Genomic DNA, 16,709 nt, shown 5'->3' on the forward strand with positions numbered 1-16,709 from the left:
CACCCCGTACCGGGATCCCGCCCTTCGTGAGACGGCTGTGGCCGCGGAGGTACGTCAGCCCTTGAGGCGCGCCATCCAGGCCTCGACCTCGACCGAGGTGCGGGGCAGCCCGGCCGACAGGTTCCGGTTGCCGTCCTCGGTGACGAGGATGTCGTCCTCGATCCGGACGCCGATGCCGCGGTACTCCGCGGGCACGGTCAGGTCGTCGGCCTGGAAGTACAGACCGGGCTCGACGGTGAGGCACATGCCCGGCTCCAGCGTGCCGTCGACGTACGCCTCGGTGCGCGCGGCGGCGCAGTCGTGGACGTCCATGCCGAGCATGTGGCCGGTGCCGTGCAGGGTCCAGCGGCGCTGCAGCCCGAGTTCCAGGACGCGCTCGACCGGGCCCTCCAGCAGGCCCCACTCGACGAGCTTCTCGGCCAGCACGTGCTGGGAGGCGTCGTGGAAGTCACGGAACTTCGCACCCGGCTTGACGGCCGCGATGCCGGCTTCCTGGGACTCGTAGACCGCGTCGTAGATCTTGCGCTGGATGTCGGTGTACGTGCCGTTGATCGGCAGCGTGCGCGTGACGTCGGCGGTGTAGAGGGAGTGGGTCTCCACACCCGCGTCGAGCAGCAGCAGGTCCCCGGAGCGGACGTCGCCGTCGTTGCGGACCCAGTGCAGGGTGCAGGCGTGCGGGCCGGCTGCGCAGATGGAGCCGTAGCCGATGTCGTTGCCCTCGACCCGGGCGCGCAGGAAGAAGGTGCCCTCGATGTAGCGCTCGGACGTGGCCTCGGCCTTGTCCAGGACCTTCACGACGTCCTCGAAGCCGCGGACGGTGGAGTCGACGGCCTTCTGCAGCTCGCCGATCTCGAAGTCGTCCTTCACGGCGCGGGCCTCGGAGAGGTAGACGCGCAGTTCCTCGTCGCGCTCCTTGGTCACCTTGTCGGTGAGGGCGGACTCGATGTGGGAGTCGTGGCCGCGGACGGCGCGGACCGGGCCCTCGGCCTCGGTGAGGGCCTCGGCGAGCTCGCGGACGTCCTTGGCGGGGATGCCCAGGAGCTGCTCGGCCTCGGCGAGGGAGTGCCGGCGGCCGACCCAGAGCTCGCCCTGGCCGGACAGCCAGAACTCGCCGTTCTCACGGTTGGAGCGCGGCAGCAGGTAGATGGTGGCCGTGTGGCCGGTCTCCCCGGTGGGTTCCAGGACCAGCACGCCGTTCTCGGTCTGGTCGCCGGTGAGGTACGCGTACTCGGTGGAGGCGCGGAAGGGGTACTCGGTGTCGTTCGAGCGGGTCTTCAGACGGCCCGCGGGGACGACGAGGCGCTCGCCGGGGAAGCGCGCGGACAGTGCGGCGCGCCGGGCGGCGGTGTGCGCGGCCTGGGCGATGGGCTCCAGCCCGTGCAGCTCGGTGTCGGCCCAGCCCGTGCGCATGCTCTCCGCGAGTTCGTCGCTGACGCCCGGGTACAGACCGTTCTTGCGCTGCTTGTGCGTCTTCTTGGGCTGCTCTTCTTCCGGGGTCTCCGGGGTGAGCTCGTCAGCCACGTCTTCTCCTCAGCTACGACAGACACGGACCTGGGTGTGGACCTCGTCCATCGTATGTGCGACCGGAAGAAGCCCGGAGGGTCGTGTGCGCTATCGCACAAACAGCACCAAAGGCCTCAGCTCACTCGAATCGGGCGGCCAGGAGCACGATGTCCTCGGGGGCCTCGGCCGGATCCCCGTCGGGCAGCACCGTGCGCAGGACGTGGTCGCAGATCGCGGCCGGGTCGTCCCGGGCGCTACGGGGCACTCCGGCGGCCGCGGCGTGCAGCCGGGCGTAGGCCCGGTCCATGGGGTCGCCGGTGCGGCGCAGGAGCCCGTCGGTGTACAGCAGCACCGTTTCTCCCGGTGCGGGCTCGATCTCCACGCTCGGGGCCTCCCAGCAGGCCAGCATGCCGAGCGGTGCGGACAGCGAGGTCTCCACGTACTCGGTGCGGCGATCACCGATGAGCAGCGGCGGGGTGTGCCCGGCGCCCGCCAGGATGATCTTGCGCTGGGCCGGTTCGCAGTAGGCGAAGAGCGCGGTGGCCGCCCGGGCGGGCTCGGTCAGGCGCAGCAGCAGCTCCAGGTCCGACAGGACGGCGACGGGGTCCTCGCCCTCCATGACGGCGTAGGCGCGCAGCGATGCCCGCAGCCGGCCCATCGCGGCGACGGCGCTCGGGCCGGAGCCGGTCACCGAGCCGACGGCCAGCCCCAGGGCGCCCTCGGGCAGTGGCAGGGCGTCGTACCAGTCGCCTCCGCCGTGCGGGCCGGTGTGGTGGCGGGCGGCGAGCTGGACTCCCGGGACCCGCGGCAGCCGGCTGGGCAGCAGCTCCTCGGCGACGGTGGCCAGGCGCGAGCGGGAGCGCTCGACCTCCAGCATCCGGGCCAGGTGCTCGCAGGCGTGCCGGACGTAGAGCCCGGCGAGGTCGCGCTGGCGGTCGCTCGGCTCGGCCTGCTCGTCGTAGAGCCAGACGGCCGCGCCGAGCCGGCCGGTGGCTTCGGCGGTCAGCGGCAGCGCGTAGCTGGCGGCGTAGCCGAGGCGGGCCGCGACCTCGCGGTGGCGCGGGTCCACGGGAGCGGCGAAACCGCCGGTCCCGGCGGGGGCGCCCGGTTCGGGGAGCACCTCGGAGCCGCCCTGGGCGTCGGGGAGGCCGTCGAGGATGCGGCCGTAGGAGGTCGCGCTGCGCGGCACGGTCTCGATGTGGCCGAGGTCGGCGCGGCCGAGGCCCAGGCCGATCGTGGTGCTGGGCCCGAGGCCGTCGGAGGGTTCCAGGACGAGCAGTCCGCGGCGGGCGCCGACGAGGGCGGCTCCGGCCCGCAGGAACTCGTGGAGGGAGGAGTCGAGGTCATCGGCGCGGGCCAGGCGCTCGGTGAGCTCGTGGAGGGTGGTGAGGTCCGAGACCATTCCTGCGAGCCGGTCCTGGATCAGGCTGCCGGGGCCTGGCGGAGGGGCGGGCCGGGGGGTGCTCAGGGCGGGTGCGGGCGCCACAGTGTGCGGTGACGTGGTAACTGCTGGATCGATTCCAGCCACTTTCGGCAGATGCGGGGCGCTCATGGCGTCCGCCTTTCCACCTGGTGCGATTCGCCGAATAGCATCGCAAACCCCCAGACCGTGCTGCGCCGCCATCAAGGAATCCACATCTACACGCACACGTGGATCCATGTCCAGCATTGCCCAGGTGGGAATCCTGGTGTCCGTGGGACGGCAACTCACTGTCCAGCCAAGGCTAGAACTTGGCTGGAAAAAGCTGGAAGCCGACGGTTTTTGCGGTCGACTGGGCGGGCGTTCCAGAGAGCACGGGTACGTACTCCGCAGTGTCCGGGGTCAGTTGGCGCCGCCCGCACCTGTCGGGAACCGCCCGGCGCGGGCCGTCGTCCTTAGCGGCGGAAGCCGCTCCCGGTGCCGGCGCGGGTCGCGTTCCGCCCCCGCCGGGCGTTTGATGGACCCGATAAGAAAACTGCACGAACCGTGTGAACCTGCTTCAAGCGGACAGTGACGCGAAACGTGTACGTGTAGTGATGCACCTGTTACATGGTGTGATGTGGCCCTCGGCGTTCAACGGAAAGGAACGAGCGCTCATGCGCGAGATCCTCGGAAGGCGTCTCCAGCGGCTCCGCAAGCGCCTCCAGTCCCGGTCCCGGCCCCGGCGTTCCGCTGCCGGAGCGGGCCGCCCGCCCGCCCTCCTCGACGCGGCCCTCACCTGCGCCGCCGTGTGGCAGTGGCCCGTACTGCCCGGAGTCGGCCGGTCCGGCACGGACAGCTCGAAGTGCGCATGCCCCGACCCCGACTGCGTCGTCCCCGGCGCGCACCCCTTCGACCCGGGACTGCTCGCCGCCACCACCGACCCCCGGATGGTGACCTGGTGGTGGACCAACCGGCCCACCGCACCCGTCCTCCTGGCCACCGGCGGGGCCGCCCCGTGCGCGGTGAGCCTGCCGGCCGCCGCGGCGGCGCGGGCCCTCGTACGGCTGGACGCGCAGGGCATGCGGCTCGGCCCGGTGCTGGCCACGCCCACCCGCTGGTCGCTGCTGGTGGCCCCGTACTCGCTGGAACGGCTCGGCGAGCTCCTCTACGCGAAGGACCACGTCCCCTCGTCGCTGCGTTTCCACGGTGAGGGCGGCTACGTGCTCCTGCCGCCCTCCGCCGCGTCCAGCGGCGGGCAGGTGCGCTGGGAGCGCGAACCCGGGCTCCAACTGCTGTCGCGGAGCCAGTCCCGGCAGCGGCCGGCGGACGGCGCGAGGATCTGGCTGCCCGAGGTCGAGGCGGTCGTGGACGCACTGGTCGAGGCGAGCAGCGGAGCGCCCGGCGGCGGCAGCCGGCTGGCGTACTGACCTACGGGGCGGGCCGGCGTCGGCGGATCACTCGTACGGGTGCCAGCTGGGCCGGTTTCCAAGGGAATTGGGCGCGGGGATCTCCGTGCCCCATTCCCGCGTCGCTATCTTCGGCGAATGAATCTCCGCCTGATCGGTATCGGTGCCGGTGTGCTGATCATCTTGTCGCTCCCGCTCGCCGGGGCGATCGCGGGACCGGATTTCGCTGGTCAGGACGACGGAAAAGGCGGCGGCCTGTTCTCGACCCTCGGCCTCACGGAGCCATCGCGCCCATCGCCCGCGCCTGCGTCGCCCGAGTCTTCCCCGCCCTCGCCCCAGCAGCCCGGCCCGCCCGAGCAGGCCCGTACGGATTCCCGGTGCGGCCCCGAACTGTCCTCGCCGCACGGCGTGGAGGCCCAGACGTGCGTTCTGGAGGGGGAGGGCCGTACGTGGGGCCGCAGTTACTACCGGAACACGAGCGGCCGTCCACTGGACGCCGTGCTGACCGTGATGGGGCCGGCCGGGCGGACGGTGCAGATCCGGTGCACGGTCGGCGCGGGGGACGAGCCGGGGCTGTGTGAGACGCCGAGGGAGCTTTCGGCGGGTGAGCCGGACGACTACTCGGCTGTTGCGGAATTTGCAGTTCCGGATGATGAAGGTGCGCTGCTCCTGCGGTCCGGGAGCAACTCACCGGCACCGGGTGACGGTTGAGAACCGCCGAAAAACAAGGGCCCGGTCGCTGGCGACGGGGGATGCACCAGCGACCGGGCTACAAGAACCGTAACAAGAGATCGCCTGTTCGCAAATTCGATCTCTGAAATTCGGACATCGATTTGCAGGCGATTAGCGGGAGTTGTGACTCCGGTCACCGCGATCCCGCGTGCGTGCAGGTCAGCTGAGGGTCACCTGGCGGTTGGTGAGCCCGCCGCGCGCCCGGCGCTCCTCGGTGGTCAGCGGTGCGTCCGAGGCCAGGGCTCCGGCCAGGCGCTCCGCGAACTCGGCCGCGGGCTTCTCGACATCGTCGGCCGTGACTCCGGTGGGCAGGTCCCAGACCGGGACCATGAGGCCGTGTGCACGGAAGGAACCGACCAGTCGGGTGCCTTCGCCGAGCGAGGACGTGCCCGCGGCGTGCAGCCGGGCGAGGGCGTCGAGCAGCTTCTCCTCGGGGTGCGGCATGACCCAGCGCAGGTGGTTCTTCTCCGGGGTCTCGCACCAGTACGCCGCGTCCACGCCGGAGAGCTTGACCGTGGGAATGGCCGCTGCGTTGGCGCGTTCGAGCGAGGCGGCGATCTCGGGGGAGGCGCTCTGCGCGCTCTCCGATTCCGGAATCCAGAATTCGAAGCCGCTGTGCACAACCGGCTCGAAACCGCCGTCGGAGTCCAGGAGATCCTGAAGTCGGGGCCCCTCGGCGGGAACGCGGCGGGCCGGAACGGGAGTCCCCGGATCGGCTACGAGGGCACGCTCCAGGGTGTCGGCCATGTCGCGGCCGAGGTCCCCGGTGGAGGACTCGTTCTGCAGGCCGATCAGGACGGACCCGTCCTCGCGGCGCAGGGCCGGCCAGGCCATGGGCAGTACGGTCACCAGCGTGACCGAGGGAACGCCCTCGGGCAGGCCGCCCTTGAGGGACAGCGGGACGGTGGCGGCCGGTACGAGCTCGCGCAGCGCGACCCAGTCGCACTCGCCCGGCAGTCCCTCGAACGGGCGCTGCACGTGCTCGGTGACGGCGTGCGCGGCGGCTGCGCCGTGGCAGGCCTTGTATCGGCGCCCGGAGCCGCAGGGACAGGGCTCGCGAGCGCCCACCACCGGGATCTCACCGTTGTTGAGCTGCGGCTTTGCAGTCTTCGCTGCGGGGCGCTTCTTGGCCATCGTGGGTGTCTCCCGGTTGCGGCGGTACGGCGTCGTGTCTGGGCGCGAGCCTAGCCGTTCGTACCGCCGGAACCGGTGGGGTGCGGCCGGGAGCACGGTCGGCGTGCGCTCCCGGACGGCCGCCTGTGCGGATGACCGGTACTGCTGTCGGGGATCCCGTCGGACGCTCAGGGATCCAGGTCGTCGAAGGCGGTGCTGAAGTCGATCGCCGGGGGCGCAACGCGCGTAGCGAAATCCTCGTGCCGGGGCCCACAGGCAACGACCACCCATACGGTGACCTCACCCGCCGCTCCGTCCCGGACACCCCAGTCCTGGGCCAGCGCGCTGATGATGTTCAGCCCCCGGCCGCCCCGTGCGGTGACCGACGGCGTGGCCGGAACCGGGCGGGTGGGCCCGCCGCCGTCCGTGACCTCGACCGTGAGTCGTCCCGCCTTGTCGACGCGCCATGCGGCGCGTATCTCCCCGTCCCCGACTTCTCCCGCGCCCAGCGGTCTGCCATGTCGGCAGGCATTGCTGAGCAGTTCGGAAAGGATCAGAACGGCATCGTCCACGACCGTTTCGGACACCCCGCTGATGCGCAGTTGTTCACGCATGCGGTGTCTCGCTTCGCCCACGCCCGCAGGACCATGGCGTACGTCCATGCACGACGACGTGGGCACTTCCTGTGCCACCACCAACGCCACCCCCGGAACCTCCTTAGCCCCACGCATGGTCTGGATGCCCCAATGGCCTGGACCGGAAACCGCCGGGGCGGAGCACTCTGACGCATTCATGACGAACGAATGCGGAGTGGATGCGCCGGAGCACACCCCGTGACGCCCGGGTCGCGCGTGACGGGTGGGCAAATAGGGACGTCAGCGCCCTAGTTGTGACAGAACCTGTCGCGGCCTGTTCGTGATGATCGCTTCCACACCCAGATCAGCGCACAGCTGAACGTCTTCTGGCTCGTTCACGGTCCATACGTGCACGGAGTGCCCCGCACCCTGGAGCTTGCGGATGAAGCCGGGATGACTGCGCACGATGCGCATCCCCGGACCGGCGATCTTCACCCCGGCCGGCAGTCGCCCGTCCCGCATCCGGGGCGAGATGAACTGCATCAGGTACACGGTCGGGATCGTCGGCGCGGCCGCGCGCACCCGGTGCAGGGAGCGGGCCGAGAAGCTCATGACCCGGACCGGGTGAGGTCCCTCGGCGGGCGGTGCGTCCAGGCCGAACCGCTTGAGCAGGAAGAGGAGGCGCTCCTCCACCTGTCCGGCCCAGCGGGTCGGGTGCTTCGTCTCGATCGCGAGCTGCACCGGCCGCCCGGTGTCGGAGACCAGCTCCAGCAGCCGCTCCAGGGTGAGGACGGACGTGCGCTCCGGGTCCGCGTCCCAGTCGGGGGACTCCTCGCGGTCCTTCCAGGAGCCGAAGTCCAGGGCGGCGAGGTCCGCCAGCTCAAGGGCGGAGACGGCGCCGCGGCCGTTCGAGGTGCGGTTCACCCGGCGGTCGTGCACCAGGACGAGATGGCCGTCGGCGGTGAGCCGGACATCGCATTCGAGCGCGTCCGCGCCGTCCTCGATGGCCTTGCGGTAGGCGGCCAGGGTGTGCTCGGGGGCGTCCTCCGAGGCGCCGCGGTGGGCGACGACCTGGATGGGGCGCGGCATTGCGTGGGTCACCGGGTCATGGTGCCACCGCCGGGGGCCCGGGCGAAGGGGACGGGTACGACAGGTGCGTCCGAAATGTCGGATATAAAGGATGCCAGGAGATACACAGGTGCGGCTTACAGTGCTCTGACGGGCCATGGGAAAGGCTTTGCTCAGGAACTTGTGCGGCACGTCGAACGTTCAGTCGGACCGATATCGCCAGAGATTTCTGAAGCCGTGTGTGACGAGGAGAGAGCGCTGTGAGCACCGAGAACGAGGGCACCGCGGCCCACACGCCCCCCGCGGCCCCGTCAGCACCCCCTGCTCCGGCCTCCGAGACGCAGGCCCCGGCAGCGGCTCCGCAGCCGGCCGACGCACCCCCGGCGGCTGCTGCCCCCGCTGCCCCCGCTGTTTCTGCCGCGCCCGCTCCGGCCGGGCAGCCTGCCGCGCCTGCGGAGCCGGTGACGCAGCAGCTCCCGCCGACGCCCGTGCCGGGCGCCGAGCAGACCCAGCAGCTGCCGCCCACCCCTGCTGCCCCGCCCGCGCCGCCCGCCCAGGCCCCCGCCCCGGCCTATGCCCAGGCTCCTGCGCCGCACGATCCCGCTCCGCAGGGCCCGGCCCCGCACGGCGCCGAGGGCTGGCCGCCCCCGCCGCCCGCGGTGCCTGCGTACGGCGCCGGGGGCCACGGCGGCGGTGCCTGGGGCGCGCACCCGACCCCCGACGGCACCCCGCCGCCCAAGCGGAAGGGCAGGGGCGCTCTCATCGCGGGCGTGCTCGTGGCGGCCCTCCTCGCGGGCGGCATCGGCGGCGGCATCGGTTACTGGGCCGCGGACCGCAGCGACAACGGCAGTGGCTCGACCACGATCAGCGCCGCCACCCCCAAGGAGCTCAAGCGCGACGCCGGCTCCATCGCGGGCCTCGCCGCGGGCGCCCTGCCCAGCGTGGTCACCCTCGAGGCCTCGGCCGGCGACGGCGAGGCCGGCACCGGCACCGGCTTCGTCTACGACCAGCAGGGCCACATCCTCACCAACAACCACGTGGTCGCCTCCGCGGCCAACGGCGGCAAGCTCACCGCGACCTTCTCGGACGGCAAGAAGTACGAGGCCGAGGTGGTCGGCCGGGCCGAGGGCTACGACGTGGCCGTCCTCAAGCTGAAGAACCCGCCGGCGGGACTCAAGCCGCTGCCGCTCGGTGACTCCGAGAAGGTCGCCGTCGGCGACTCGACGATCGCGATCGGTGCCCCCTTCGGGCTGTCCAACACGGTCACCACCGGCATCGTCAGCGCGAAGAACCGTCCGGTCGCCTCCGGTGACGGCTCCGGCGGCAAGAACTCCTACATGAGCGCGCTCCAGACCGACGCCTCGATCAACCCGGGCAACTCCGGCGGCCCGCTCCTCGACGGCCGCGGCGCGGTCATCGGCATCAACTCCGCGATCCAGTCGGCGGGCAACGGCGGCTTCGGCGGTGGCCAGGCCGGTTCGATCGGCCTCGGCTTCGCCATCCCGATCAACCAGGCGAAGAACGTCGCGGAGTCCTTGATCAAGACCGGCAAGCCGGTCTACCCGGTGATCTCGGTCTCCGTGGACCTCCAGGCCAAGGCGGAGGGCGCGAAGATCTCCGAGCAGGGCGCGGCCGCCAACGAACTGGTCGACCCCAACGGTCCGGCCGGCAAGGCGGGCCTCAAGCCGGGTGACCTGATCACCGAGTTCGGCGGCAAGCCGGTCGACAGCGGCCCGAGCCTGATCAGCATGATCTGGACGTACAAGCCCGGCGACACGGTGAAGCTGACCTACCAGCGCGGCGGCAAGCCGACCACCGTGGACATCACGCTCGGCTCGCGGGTGGGCGACAAGTAGCTGCGCCAAGCAGCTGCCGTCAGTGCTGGCTTGTTGGGAGGGGCCGTAGGCGCGATTGTGCCTACGGCCCCTCCCAACGTCCGCTTATGCTTCTCCGGTGTTCGATTCCCGGCACATCCGGACCTTCCACGCGGTCGTCGCCTCCGGGTCCTATTCGGCGGCGGCCCGCGTCCTCGGGTACACCCAGCCCGCGATCACCCAGCAGATGAAGGCACTCGAACGTGCCGTCGGTACGCCCCTGTTCACCCGCCTCGGCCGCAGGATGCAGCTCACCGAGGCCGGGGAATCGCTCTCCCGGCACGCCGAGACCATCCTCGGCAGCCTGTCCGCCGCCGAGGCCCAGCTCAAGGCCTACGCCCGCCTGCGCACCGGACGGGTCAAGCTGTGCGGGTTTCCCAGCGCCAACGTCACGCTCGTCCCAGAGGCGCTCAGTGGCCTGGCCAAGGAGCATCCGGGGGTGCAGGTCGAACTGCTGGAGGGGGAGCCGCCGGATTCCCTGCGCAGGCTGGAGCGGGGGGAATGCGACATCACCCTGGCCTTCACCTATCCCGGGCTGCACGAGGACATCCCGGACGAGGTCACCGAGGTCAGGCTGCTCGAGGACCAGCTGACGGTGCTCCTGCCGACCGGGCATCCGCTGGCCCGAAGGCGGGCCGTGCACCTGGCCGACCTGGCCGAGGAACGCTGGATCGCGGGCTGCCCGCGCTGCCGGGCCAACCTGCTGCACGAGTGCGCCGAGCTGGGCTTCGTCCCCGACATCCGGTTCGCCACCGACGACAACCTGGTGGTGCAGAGCCTGGTGGCGCAGGGTCTGGGCGTGGCCATGATGCCCGCGCTCGTGCTGCCCTCCCTCTCCCTGAACCGGGTCTGCGGGCGCGCGCTCCAGCCTGCCGCGCGCCGCCACATATCCGCGTACGTCTACCGCGACCATCTGCGGGTCCCGGCTACGGCCGTGGTCCTCGACGCGCTGAAGCAGGTGGCCGCGAACCGCATCGGGTGCTGACCCTCCGGCCCGGCCCACCCCGGTCCTCCCCCTTCAATCCATAAGTTGTGCTTGGGATTTCGGGTAAGAACTGTCGTTGGACGTGATGGAACGACGGCAGGACGCTGCCGGTATGACCACCACGACACCGGCCCGCATCACCACGAGGACGGCTGGCCTCGTCCGGGAGATACGCACGGTCGTGGATCGGGGGCTGGCCCCCGATCTGACGGCCTACCTCGTCGGTGAGCGCGTGGCCCCTCACCTGGGGGCGCCCGATCTGCTCACGCCCGAACAGCGTGAGGGGTGGGCGGACCGCTACCGGCAGCACATCCTGCACACCGAGCCGGACGGCAGTTTCTCGGTGGTCGCGCTGGTGTGGCTGCCCGGTCAGGAGACCCCCATCCACGACCACGTCTCGTGGTGCGTGGCCGGGGTGCACGAGGGCGAGGAGAGCGAGCTCCGCTACCGGCTCGCCCCCGCCACGGCGGCAGCAGGTGCCCGGCTGGTGGCGACCGAGGAGGTGGTCAACGGCCCCGGCGACGTCTGCGGGTTCGCACCGCCCGGCGACATCCACAAGGTCCGCAACTCCTGCCGTACGACGGCGATCTCGATTCACGTCTACGGCGCCGACGTCGCCCGTCTGGGCAGCAGTATCCGCCGGGTCTACACGCTCCCGGCCCACTGATGGCCCTGCTGCACCGCCCCGGCACCCGGGTGCCACGGGCGGCGCGGGGGGTCCGTGTTTCACGTGAAACATCCTCTTCCTGGCCCGGGTTGGCGCTCGCGGCCGCGGGCGCTCTCCTGGCGTGGTGCGTGCACCGCATCGTCCCTGCCGTCCCTCTGTTGACGGCGTCTGTGGTCCTGGGCATCGCCGCGGCGCACCTTCCCGGCCTCCGGAGCCTCGTCCGCGGCTCCGCCCGTCCAGGCCTGTCCCTGGCGGGCCGGCGCCTCATGCGGGCGGGCATCGTCCTGCTGGGTCTCGGTCTGGGGCTGGACCAGGTGCTCCGGCTGGGCTGGGGCACGGTGGCGATGGTGGCCGGGGTGGTCGCTGCCACCTTCTGCGGCACCCTCTGGCTGGGCCGTAGGCTCAAACTGCCCGGCGACCAGCCCTTGTTGATCGCCACTGGCTACTCGATCTGCGGGGCCTCGGCGATCGGTGCGGTGAGCGAGGTCTCCGGCAGCGACGAGGAGGACGTGGCCGCCTCGGTGGCACTGGTGACCCTGTGCGGAACTCTGGCCATCGCGGTCCTCCCCCTGCTGCAAGGCCCGTTGGGACTCACCGACCCGGCCTTCGGCCGCTGGGTGGGGGCGAGCGTGCACGACGTCGGCCAGGTGGTGGCCACCGCGCAGACGGCGGGGCCGGACGCACTCGGCGAGGCGGTGCTGGTCAAGCTGATGCGCGTCGCGATGCTGGCGCCGCTGGTGGCCGCCGTGGCCCTCGCGGTACGGGCCCGGCGGCGCGGGGTGCGTACGGCCTCGGGGCGCCGGCCCGCTCCCGTACCGCTCTTCGTGGCCGGGTTCCTGGCCGCGGCTGCGGTACGGGCCACCGGCCTGCTGCCCGACGCGGCCCTGGAATGGGCCCACACGGGGCAGGAGGCCCTGCTGGCGGCCGCCCTGTTCGGCCTGGGCAGTGCGGTGCACCTGCCGACGCTGGCGCGCACCGGCGGGCGGGCCGCGCTGCTGGGGCTGGGCGCCTGGGCGGTGGTGGCCGGGGTCTCGTACGCGGGTGTACTGCTCACCGTATGACGCTGCGGAGGAAGGGAGTTGGCCAATTCCTGGCCGGAACCGACCGAACGTTCCGACTGCCCCCTGACATCGATGGGCTGCCGTGCCACTCTGCCCCCGCAAGCCGAACCGCCGGACTGCAGAACCACCGGACAACCCGACAACGGAACAGCCGATCCGCACCGACAGCTCTTCACCCCACCCTGCCCGGGACCGACAGGACGCCCGGGCCGGCAGAAGGAGTCATGCGTGAATCGTCATCGCAGGGCCATATCCGTCCTCGTGAGCACCGGCGCCCTGATCGCGGGTGCGCTGACGGCGGCCATCCCCTCGGCCGCCGCCGACGCCTCAGCCTCGTTCGGGCAGCAGCACACCCGGGGCTTCTGGACCGCTGACCGGATGCGCACCGCCGTACCGCTCGACGTCACGGCGGTCCCGGGAGCGGCCCGTACCCCGGTCGCCACCTCGGCGTCCCCCACCAGCATCCCCCCGACGGCCGCCGCGTCCCCCACGGCGTTCCCGCAGGCGGGAGGCGCCTGGACGGGTGGCGGCGCCGTGGTGAAGACCTCGGGCCGGGTCTTCTTCACCATGGGCGACCGGACCGCCTCCTGCTCGGGCGACTCGGTCACCAGCGCCAACGGCAGCACGGTCATCACGGCCGGCCACTGCGTGAAGTACCAGGGCGCCTGGCACACCAACTGGGTCTTCGTCCCTGCCTACAGCAACGGCAACGCCCCCTACGGCCAGTGGCCGGCCACCAAGACCTTTGCCACCGACCAGTGGGCCGCGAGCGAGGACATGAACATGGACGTCGGCCTCGCGGTCGTCGCCCCGCTGAACGGCCAGACGCTCACGCAGGCCGTCGGAGCCCAGGGCATCCTCTTCAACGGCGGCTACAACAAGAAGATGTACTCCTTCGGCTTCCCCGCGGCCGCCCCGTACGACGGCAGCAAGCTGGTCTACTGCAGCGGCAACAGCGGCAAGGACTTCCTGCTGACCAAGGACCACAGCCTGTCCTGCAACATGACCGGCGGCTCCAGCGGCGGCCCCTGGTTCCAGGACTTCAACGAGGCCACGGGCCTGGGCACCCAGGTCTCGGTGAACAGCTTCGGCTACACCTTCCTGCCGAACCGGATGTACGGCCCGTACTTCGGCAACGAGGCGAAGGCGGCCTACGACAAGGCCCAGACCTCCTGACCCCAGCCCCGCCCACGGCACCCCACCGCCCGGTACTCTGTACCGGCCAGGTGGGTTGCCCGAGCGGCCTAAGGGAACGGTCTTGAAAACCGTCGTGGCAGCGATGTCACCGTGGGTTCAAATCCCACACCCACCGCAGTTGAGCGGCCCCTGACCGAGATGACCGGTCGGGGGCCGTCTTCGTTCCGGTACGCCGTCGACGGCCCGGAAGATTTATTGCCGGTCGAAGCCCGTGCCGCGCCCGTAGATGACGGAGGCTTCACCCTTTCGACCAGGAGTACTGATGGCACCGCGCCACATCCCCCCGGCCACCACCCCCTCGCGGCCCGCGACGGGTCCGGGCACGTGCCCGGACCCGCTTCTCCCGCCGCTGGAGAAGGTGTCCGAAGGCGGCCGAGGCCCTGCCTGCCGCCCTGCCTCGTACCGCCGCGTACCCCATTCGGCGGCCGTCGCAGCCTTTCCGGACTCCCCGGGCGAGCTCCGCATGGACAAGGACATGGCGGTCTCGCTGGGGCTCTACAGCCTGTGCGGCTTGCTGCGGCTTTCCTCGAAGGAGCCCGAGGCCGACACGGACCTGACGCTCATGAGGAAGGTGGTCGGTGAGTGGCTCCTGATGCTCGCCCGCCATTGCAGGCCCAAGGAGGAGCACACGATCGTCCGTCTCGCACTCGGGGCGGCGCTCACCGCACGCGCCGGCGCCGTGCACGGCGACACGGACGCGGTGGACACCTTCAGCCGTACCTGGCTCGGACTCGCGCAGCCGGAGCGCTGGCGGGAGGCGGTGGAAATGGCGCTGCTCGGGGACTGGGTGTCCGCCCTCGGAGACGGCGCGGCCCCGGCCACGACGGTCGTTTCCCTGCTCAGACACGATGTGGAAACCGAGCACCGGCGCCTGCAGCCGCTCTGGGAACGCAGGGTGCAGGGCAGGCGCACGGCGCTGCTCGGCCAGCCGGTCGGCGGCACCTGGACGCTGGAGGACCTGCTCGTCGACCACCGGACCCCGGAGTCCCAGACACTGGCGGCCGAACGGTCCGACAGCCGCCTCGCCGTCGTCCTGCGCGCCCTGCACCCCGACGAGGAATCCACGGCCTGGACCTGGGCCGAGGACGGGGCCGGCTGGGACCGGGCCGCGGTAGCCGCAGGGCATCCGGCCTCGTACGGGGAACGGGTCCGCCGCAAGCTCAAGCGCCTCGGGACCCGGTACACCGTGCGCGCCCAAGCTGCCGTGGAGACGCAGGGTGGCGGGGCCCGGTGAGCCGCGACGGAGCCGGGCGCACCGTCCGGCTGCAGTTGCCCGGCCTTCCGGAGACCACAGCGGCAGTGAGCACCGGAACGGTCCTCACTGCGCTGCTCACCGGCGCAGTGCCGCCCGATTCGCGGCTGGTGTGGCCGCTCGTCGTCCTCGCCCTCGGCTTCCTGGCGTACGACATCGGGGTCCGGGCCGTCCGTCGCAGGGCCGAAAAAGCTGAGGAGAATCCAACGATTTAGGGCTCTTTAGGCCTTCTGAGTGGTGTTTGTCGGAAGATCGGCGCGCGTGGTGGGGGTCGTGCGGTTGCGACCACATCATGACGAATGTATGCAGATCCGCCCGTCGGAACATCGCGAAATGAGGCATCCCGTCATGGCACACCGCACCACCTTCACCTCGATCTGGACCGCCGTCCTCGCCGCTCTCGTGGCCCTCCTCGGAGCCTTCGGGTTCGGCGGGAAGGCTGCTCCGGCCGCCGCCTCCTTCTCCGCCCCCGCCGCTCCGGCTGCGGCCACCGGTGCGCGCCGGCAGGCGGTGACGGCCCGACGGACGTGGCGGGCGATGATGCGGGGCGGTTCGCTCCCGCCGACCATCAAGCAGCGGATCCGCGCCGAGGCCCACGGCAAGACCCCGTCCGTCCGCCGCTCGACCACTGCCGCGGCCATGGGGGCCGGTTCCGTATCGGCAGACCTGGACCTGACCGCAGCCGCTGTCGGAGCCCCTGTCGGAGCCGCCCGGGAAGTGCTGGCGCTTGCCGCGTAGTTCCGTAACACCTATCGGTCCAGGCAGCACGCGTACGGCATCACGAGCACGACGAAGAGCAGCAGCACGACAAAGAGCCCAGCGCAACGAAGAGCACGAGCACGACGAAGAGTGAGAGCGCCACGCAGAGATGCGAGCGCGACGAAGAGCACGAGCAGTACGAGCGGCACGAGCAGTACGAGCGATACGCGCAGGAGAAGCACGTCCAGGAACGGATTCAGGAGCAGGTCCGAAGACAGTTCAGACGCAGGCGCTCGAGCCCGGTCGGTCATGACCGTGGATCGCGCCGCACGGTGCCCCGGGGCGGGGCACGGATGGTTTGCCCCGGCGGGCGCCGGGGGCGCGCAGGGGGCGCGAAGCTTGGGATCGTAGGGCCGCAGGACCGGGAGACGGTGGGGTTCCCGGACGACGCGGCCCTTTTTGGCATGTCCGGACGAAGTGGTCTGGCGGAACGCTTCAGCGCTTGCGGGGCGCGGGTTTCGGCGGTTCGCGGAGTGCTGACCTGGGCCTTCGGGGGCGTGAATCAGGTTTATCCGATGTTGGTCATACTTGCGGGGGAATCGGGGACTCCGGGGTGGTTCGCCGGGGATTCGGTGGGCAACTCTGGTCTCGCGACGTCGTCAGCACACGCAACGACCGGGGCGGTCGGCCAACTGCCTTGGAAGAAGTCCCACTTCGGTTTTATGGAGGATTCAGACATGGCAAGCATCCGCACCGCCCGCGTCATCGCCGCCGTCGCCGCTCTCCCCCTCACCGCCGCCCTCTTCGGGGGAGTGGCGTCGGCCGACAACGGCTCCTTCGCGAACGACGGGTCGAATGCGAGCGTCGCCAGCATCATCGGCAGCGGCGTGGGCGGGAACAACAACGGGAACTCCTCCACCTCGCAGCAGGTGGCCACGGGCTCCGGCGCGTCCAACCAGAACAACACCGCGCAGGTCAACGGATCGGCCTTCACGGCCATCGACCAGTCCAACTCGCACGTGGCGGTGAACTTCTACCCCTGGTGGTAGCCGCGGTCCGAAACCGCTCGAACTCTTGAGGGCGCCTGTGCGACCGGACCGGCTGGGGTCCGGTAGCGCAGGCGCCCTCGCGCGCGTCCCCGGCCTGCCGGCCTGCCCGTCGCATCCTCGGGCGCT

Annotated in this window: 16 protein-coding genes and 1 tRNA gene; 12 read left to right on the forward strand and 5 right to left on the reverse strand. The window is 71.3% G+C overall.

Annotated elements, in window-relative coordinates; translation table 11 throughout:
- Window positions 1–54: 54 nt before the first annotated feature.
- Window positions 55–1,521: an aminopeptidase P family protein gene (locus IO30_RS0110060; RefSeq protein ID WP_031141433.1), complete on the reverse strand. Its 1,467-nt coding sequence runs from the start codon at window positions 1,519–1,521 to the stop codon at window positions 55–57.
- Window positions 1,522–1,642: 121 nt separating this feature from the next.
- On the reverse strand, window positions 1,643–3,172 hold the full coding sequence (locus IO30_RS0110065; RefSeq protein ID WP_078904063.1) for a PP2C family protein-serine/threonine phosphatase: 1,530 nt from the start codon (window positions 3,170–3,172) through the stop codon (window positions 1,643–1,645).
- A gap of 407 nt (window positions 3,173–3,579) precedes the next feature.
- On the opposite strand from IO30_RS0110065, the gene IO30_RS0110070 reads away from it, so the two are divergent.
- Both IO30_RS0110070 and IO30_RS0110075 read left to right on the forward strand, forming a co-directional pair.
- A complete protein-coding gene (locus IO30_RS0110070) occupies window positions 3,580–4,332 on the forward strand; it encodes a bifunctional DNA primase/polymerase (protein WP_031141436.1) in 753 nt (250 codons plus the stop codon).
- A gap of 117 nt (window positions 4,333–4,449) precedes the next feature.
- Entirely contained in the window at window positions 4,450–5,022 is a 573-nt protein-coding gene (locus IO30_RS0110075) for a hypothetical protein (protein ID WP_037893583.1), read from the forward strand.
- Between the two features lie 180 nt (window positions 5,023–5,202).
- On the opposite strand, the gene IO30_RS0110080 is transcribed toward IO30_RS0110075, so the two are convergent.
- The 3 genes from IO30_RS0110080 to IO30_RS0110090 all read right to left on the reverse strand — a co-directional run bounded on the left by IO30_RS0110080 (window position 5,203) and on the right by IO30_RS0110090 (window position 7,820).
- Window positions 5,203–6,177, reverse strand: a complete 975-nt coding sequence (locus tag IO30_RS0110080) for a DUF5926 family protein (protein WP_031141438.1) — start codon at window positions 6,175–6,177, stop codon at window positions 5,203–5,205.
- A gap of 167 nt (window positions 6,178–6,344) precedes the next feature.
- Window positions 6,345–6,860 (reverse strand): ATP-binding protein, encoded by a 516-nt coding sequence (locus IO30_RS0110085; RefSeq protein ID WP_031141439.1) that lies wholly within the window; start codon window positions 6,858–6,860, stop codon window positions 6,345–6,347.
- Between the two features lie 171 nt (window positions 6,861–7,031).
- The gene (locus IO30_RS0110090) at window positions 7,032–7,820 is read right to left on the reverse strand and encodes a glycerophosphodiester phosphodiesterase (RefSeq protein ID WP_199921056.1); all 789 of its coding nucleotides are present in this window, start codon (window positions 7,818–7,820) and stop codon (window positions 7,032–7,034) included.
- Between the two features lie 239 nt (window positions 7,821–8,059).
- Here IO30_RS0110090 and IO30_RS0110095 point away from each other — a divergent pair, with 239 nt between their 5' ends.
- The 10 genes from IO30_RS0110095 (at window position 8,060) to IO30_RS0110145 (ending at window position 16,583) form a co-directional block, all read left to right on the forward strand.
- Window positions 8,060–9,655: a S1C family serine protease gene (locus tag IO30_RS0110095; RefSeq protein WP_031141441.1), complete on the forward strand. Its 1,596-nt coding sequence runs from the start codon at window positions 8,060–8,062 to the stop codon at window positions 9,653–9,655.
- A 97-nt stretch (window positions 9,656–9,752) separates the two neighbouring features.
- A complete protein-coding gene (locus IO30_RS0110100) occupies window positions 9,753–10,658 on the forward strand; it encodes a LysR family transcriptional regulator (protein ID WP_031141443.1) in 906 nt (301 codons plus the stop codon).
- A 112-nt stretch (window positions 10,659–10,770) separates the two neighbouring features.
- Complete coding sequence (locus IO30_RS0110105; RefSeq protein ID WP_031141445.1) at window positions 10,771–11,325, forward strand: cysteine dioxygenase family protein; 555 nt, start codon at window positions 10,771–10,773, stop codon at window positions 11,323–11,325.
- On the forward strand, window positions 11,325–12,386 hold the full coding sequence (locus tag IO30_RS0110110) for a YeiH family protein (protein ID WP_031141447.1): 1,062 nt from the start codon (window positions 11,325–11,327) through the stop codon (window positions 12,384–12,386). Before IO30_RS0110105 ends, IO30_RS0110110 begins: the two co-directional genes overlap by 1 nt.
- Window positions 12,387–12,614: 228 nt before the next feature.
- The gene (locus IO30_RS0110115) at window positions 12,615–13,562 is read left to right on the forward strand and encodes a trypsin-like serine peptidase (RefSeq protein ID WP_031141449.1); all 948 of its coding nucleotides are present in this window, start codon (window positions 12,615–12,617) and stop codon (window positions 13,560–13,562) included.
- 49 nt (window positions 13,563–13,611) lie between these two features.
- Window positions 13,612–13,698: transfer RNA gene (locus IO30_RS0110120), tRNA-Ser, on the forward strand.
- A 348-nt stretch (window positions 13,699–14,046) separates the two neighbouring features.
- Window positions 14,047–14,817 carry a hypothetical protein gene (locus tag IO30_RS41840; protein ID WP_157853175.1) on the forward strand — a complete coding sequence of 257 codons (771 nt, stop codon included), beginning with the start codon at window positions 14,047–14,049 and terminating at the stop codon, window positions 14,815–14,817.
- Window positions 14,814–15,050 (forward strand): hypothetical protein, encoded by a 237-nt coding sequence (locus tag IO30_RS44505; protein WP_031141451.1) that lies wholly within the window; start codon window positions 14,814–14,816, stop codon window positions 15,048–15,050. The genes IO30_RS41840 and IO30_RS44505 overlap by 4 nt, the downstream gene beginning before the upstream one ends.
- 133 nt (window positions 15,051–15,183) lie before the next feature.
- Window positions 15,184–15,573: a DUF6344 domain-containing protein gene (locus tag IO30_RS44510; RefSeq protein ID WP_031141452.1), complete on the forward strand. Its 390-nt coding sequence runs from the start codon at window positions 15,184–15,186 to the stop codon at window positions 15,571–15,573.
- 698 nt (window positions 15,574–16,271) lie between these two features.
- Window positions 16,272–16,583 (forward strand): hypothetical protein, encoded by a 312-nt coding sequence (locus tag IO30_RS0110145; protein WP_031141455.1) that lies wholly within the window; start codon window positions 16,272–16,274, stop codon window positions 16,581–16,583.
- Window positions 16,584–16,709 lie beyond the last annotated feature (126 nt).

Origin of the sequence: Streptomyces xanthophaeus, from assembly GCF_000725805.1 — a bacterium.
GTDB classification, from domain to species: Bacteria; Actinomycetota; Actinomycetes; order Streptomycetales; family Streptomycetaceae; genus Streptomyces; species Streptomyces xanthophaeus.

Bases quoted from the DNA above. Each gene is read 5' to 3' on its own strand.
- IO30_RS44510 (WP_031141452.1), top strand. From the start codon at position 15,184: ATGGCACACCGCACCACCTTCACCTCGATCTGGACCGCCGTCCTCGCC.
- IO30_RS0110080 (WP_031141438.1), bottom strand. From the start codon at position 6,177: ATGGCCAAGAAGCGCCCCGCAGCGAAGACTGCAAAGCCGCAGCTCAAC.
- IO30_RS0110110 (WP_031141447.1), top strand. From the start codon at position 11,325: ATGGCCCTGCTGCACCGCCCCGGCACCCGGGTGCCACGGGCGGCGCGG.
- IO30_RS0110105 (WP_031141445.1), top strand. From the start codon at position 10,771: ATGACCACCACGACACCGGCCCGCATCACCACGAGGACGGCTGGCCTC.
- IO30_RS0110145 (WP_031141455.1), top strand. From the start codon at position 16,272: ATGGCAAGCATCCGCACCGCCCGCGTCATCGCCGCCGTCGCCGCTCTC.
- IO30_RS41840 (WP_157853175.1), top strand. From the start codon at position 14,047: ATGGACAAGGACATGGCGGTCTCGCTGGGGCTCTACAGCCTGTGCGGC.
- IO30_RS0110090 (WP_199921056.1), bottom strand. From the start codon at position 7,820: ATGCCGCGCCCCATCCAGGTCGTCGCCCACCGCGGCGCCTCGGAGGAC.
- IO30_RS0110070 (WP_031141436.1), top strand. From the start codon at position 3,580: ATGCGCGAGATCCTCGGAAGGCGTCTCCAGCGGCTCCGCAAGCGCCTC.
- IO30_RS0110065 (WP_078904063.1), bottom strand. From the start codon at position 3,172: ATGCTGGACATGGATCCACGTGTGCGTGTAGATGTGGATTCCTTGATG.
- IO30_RS0110075 (WP_037893583.1), top strand. From the start codon at position 4,450: ATGAATCTCCGCCTGATCGGTATCGGTGCCGGTGTGCTGATCATCTTG.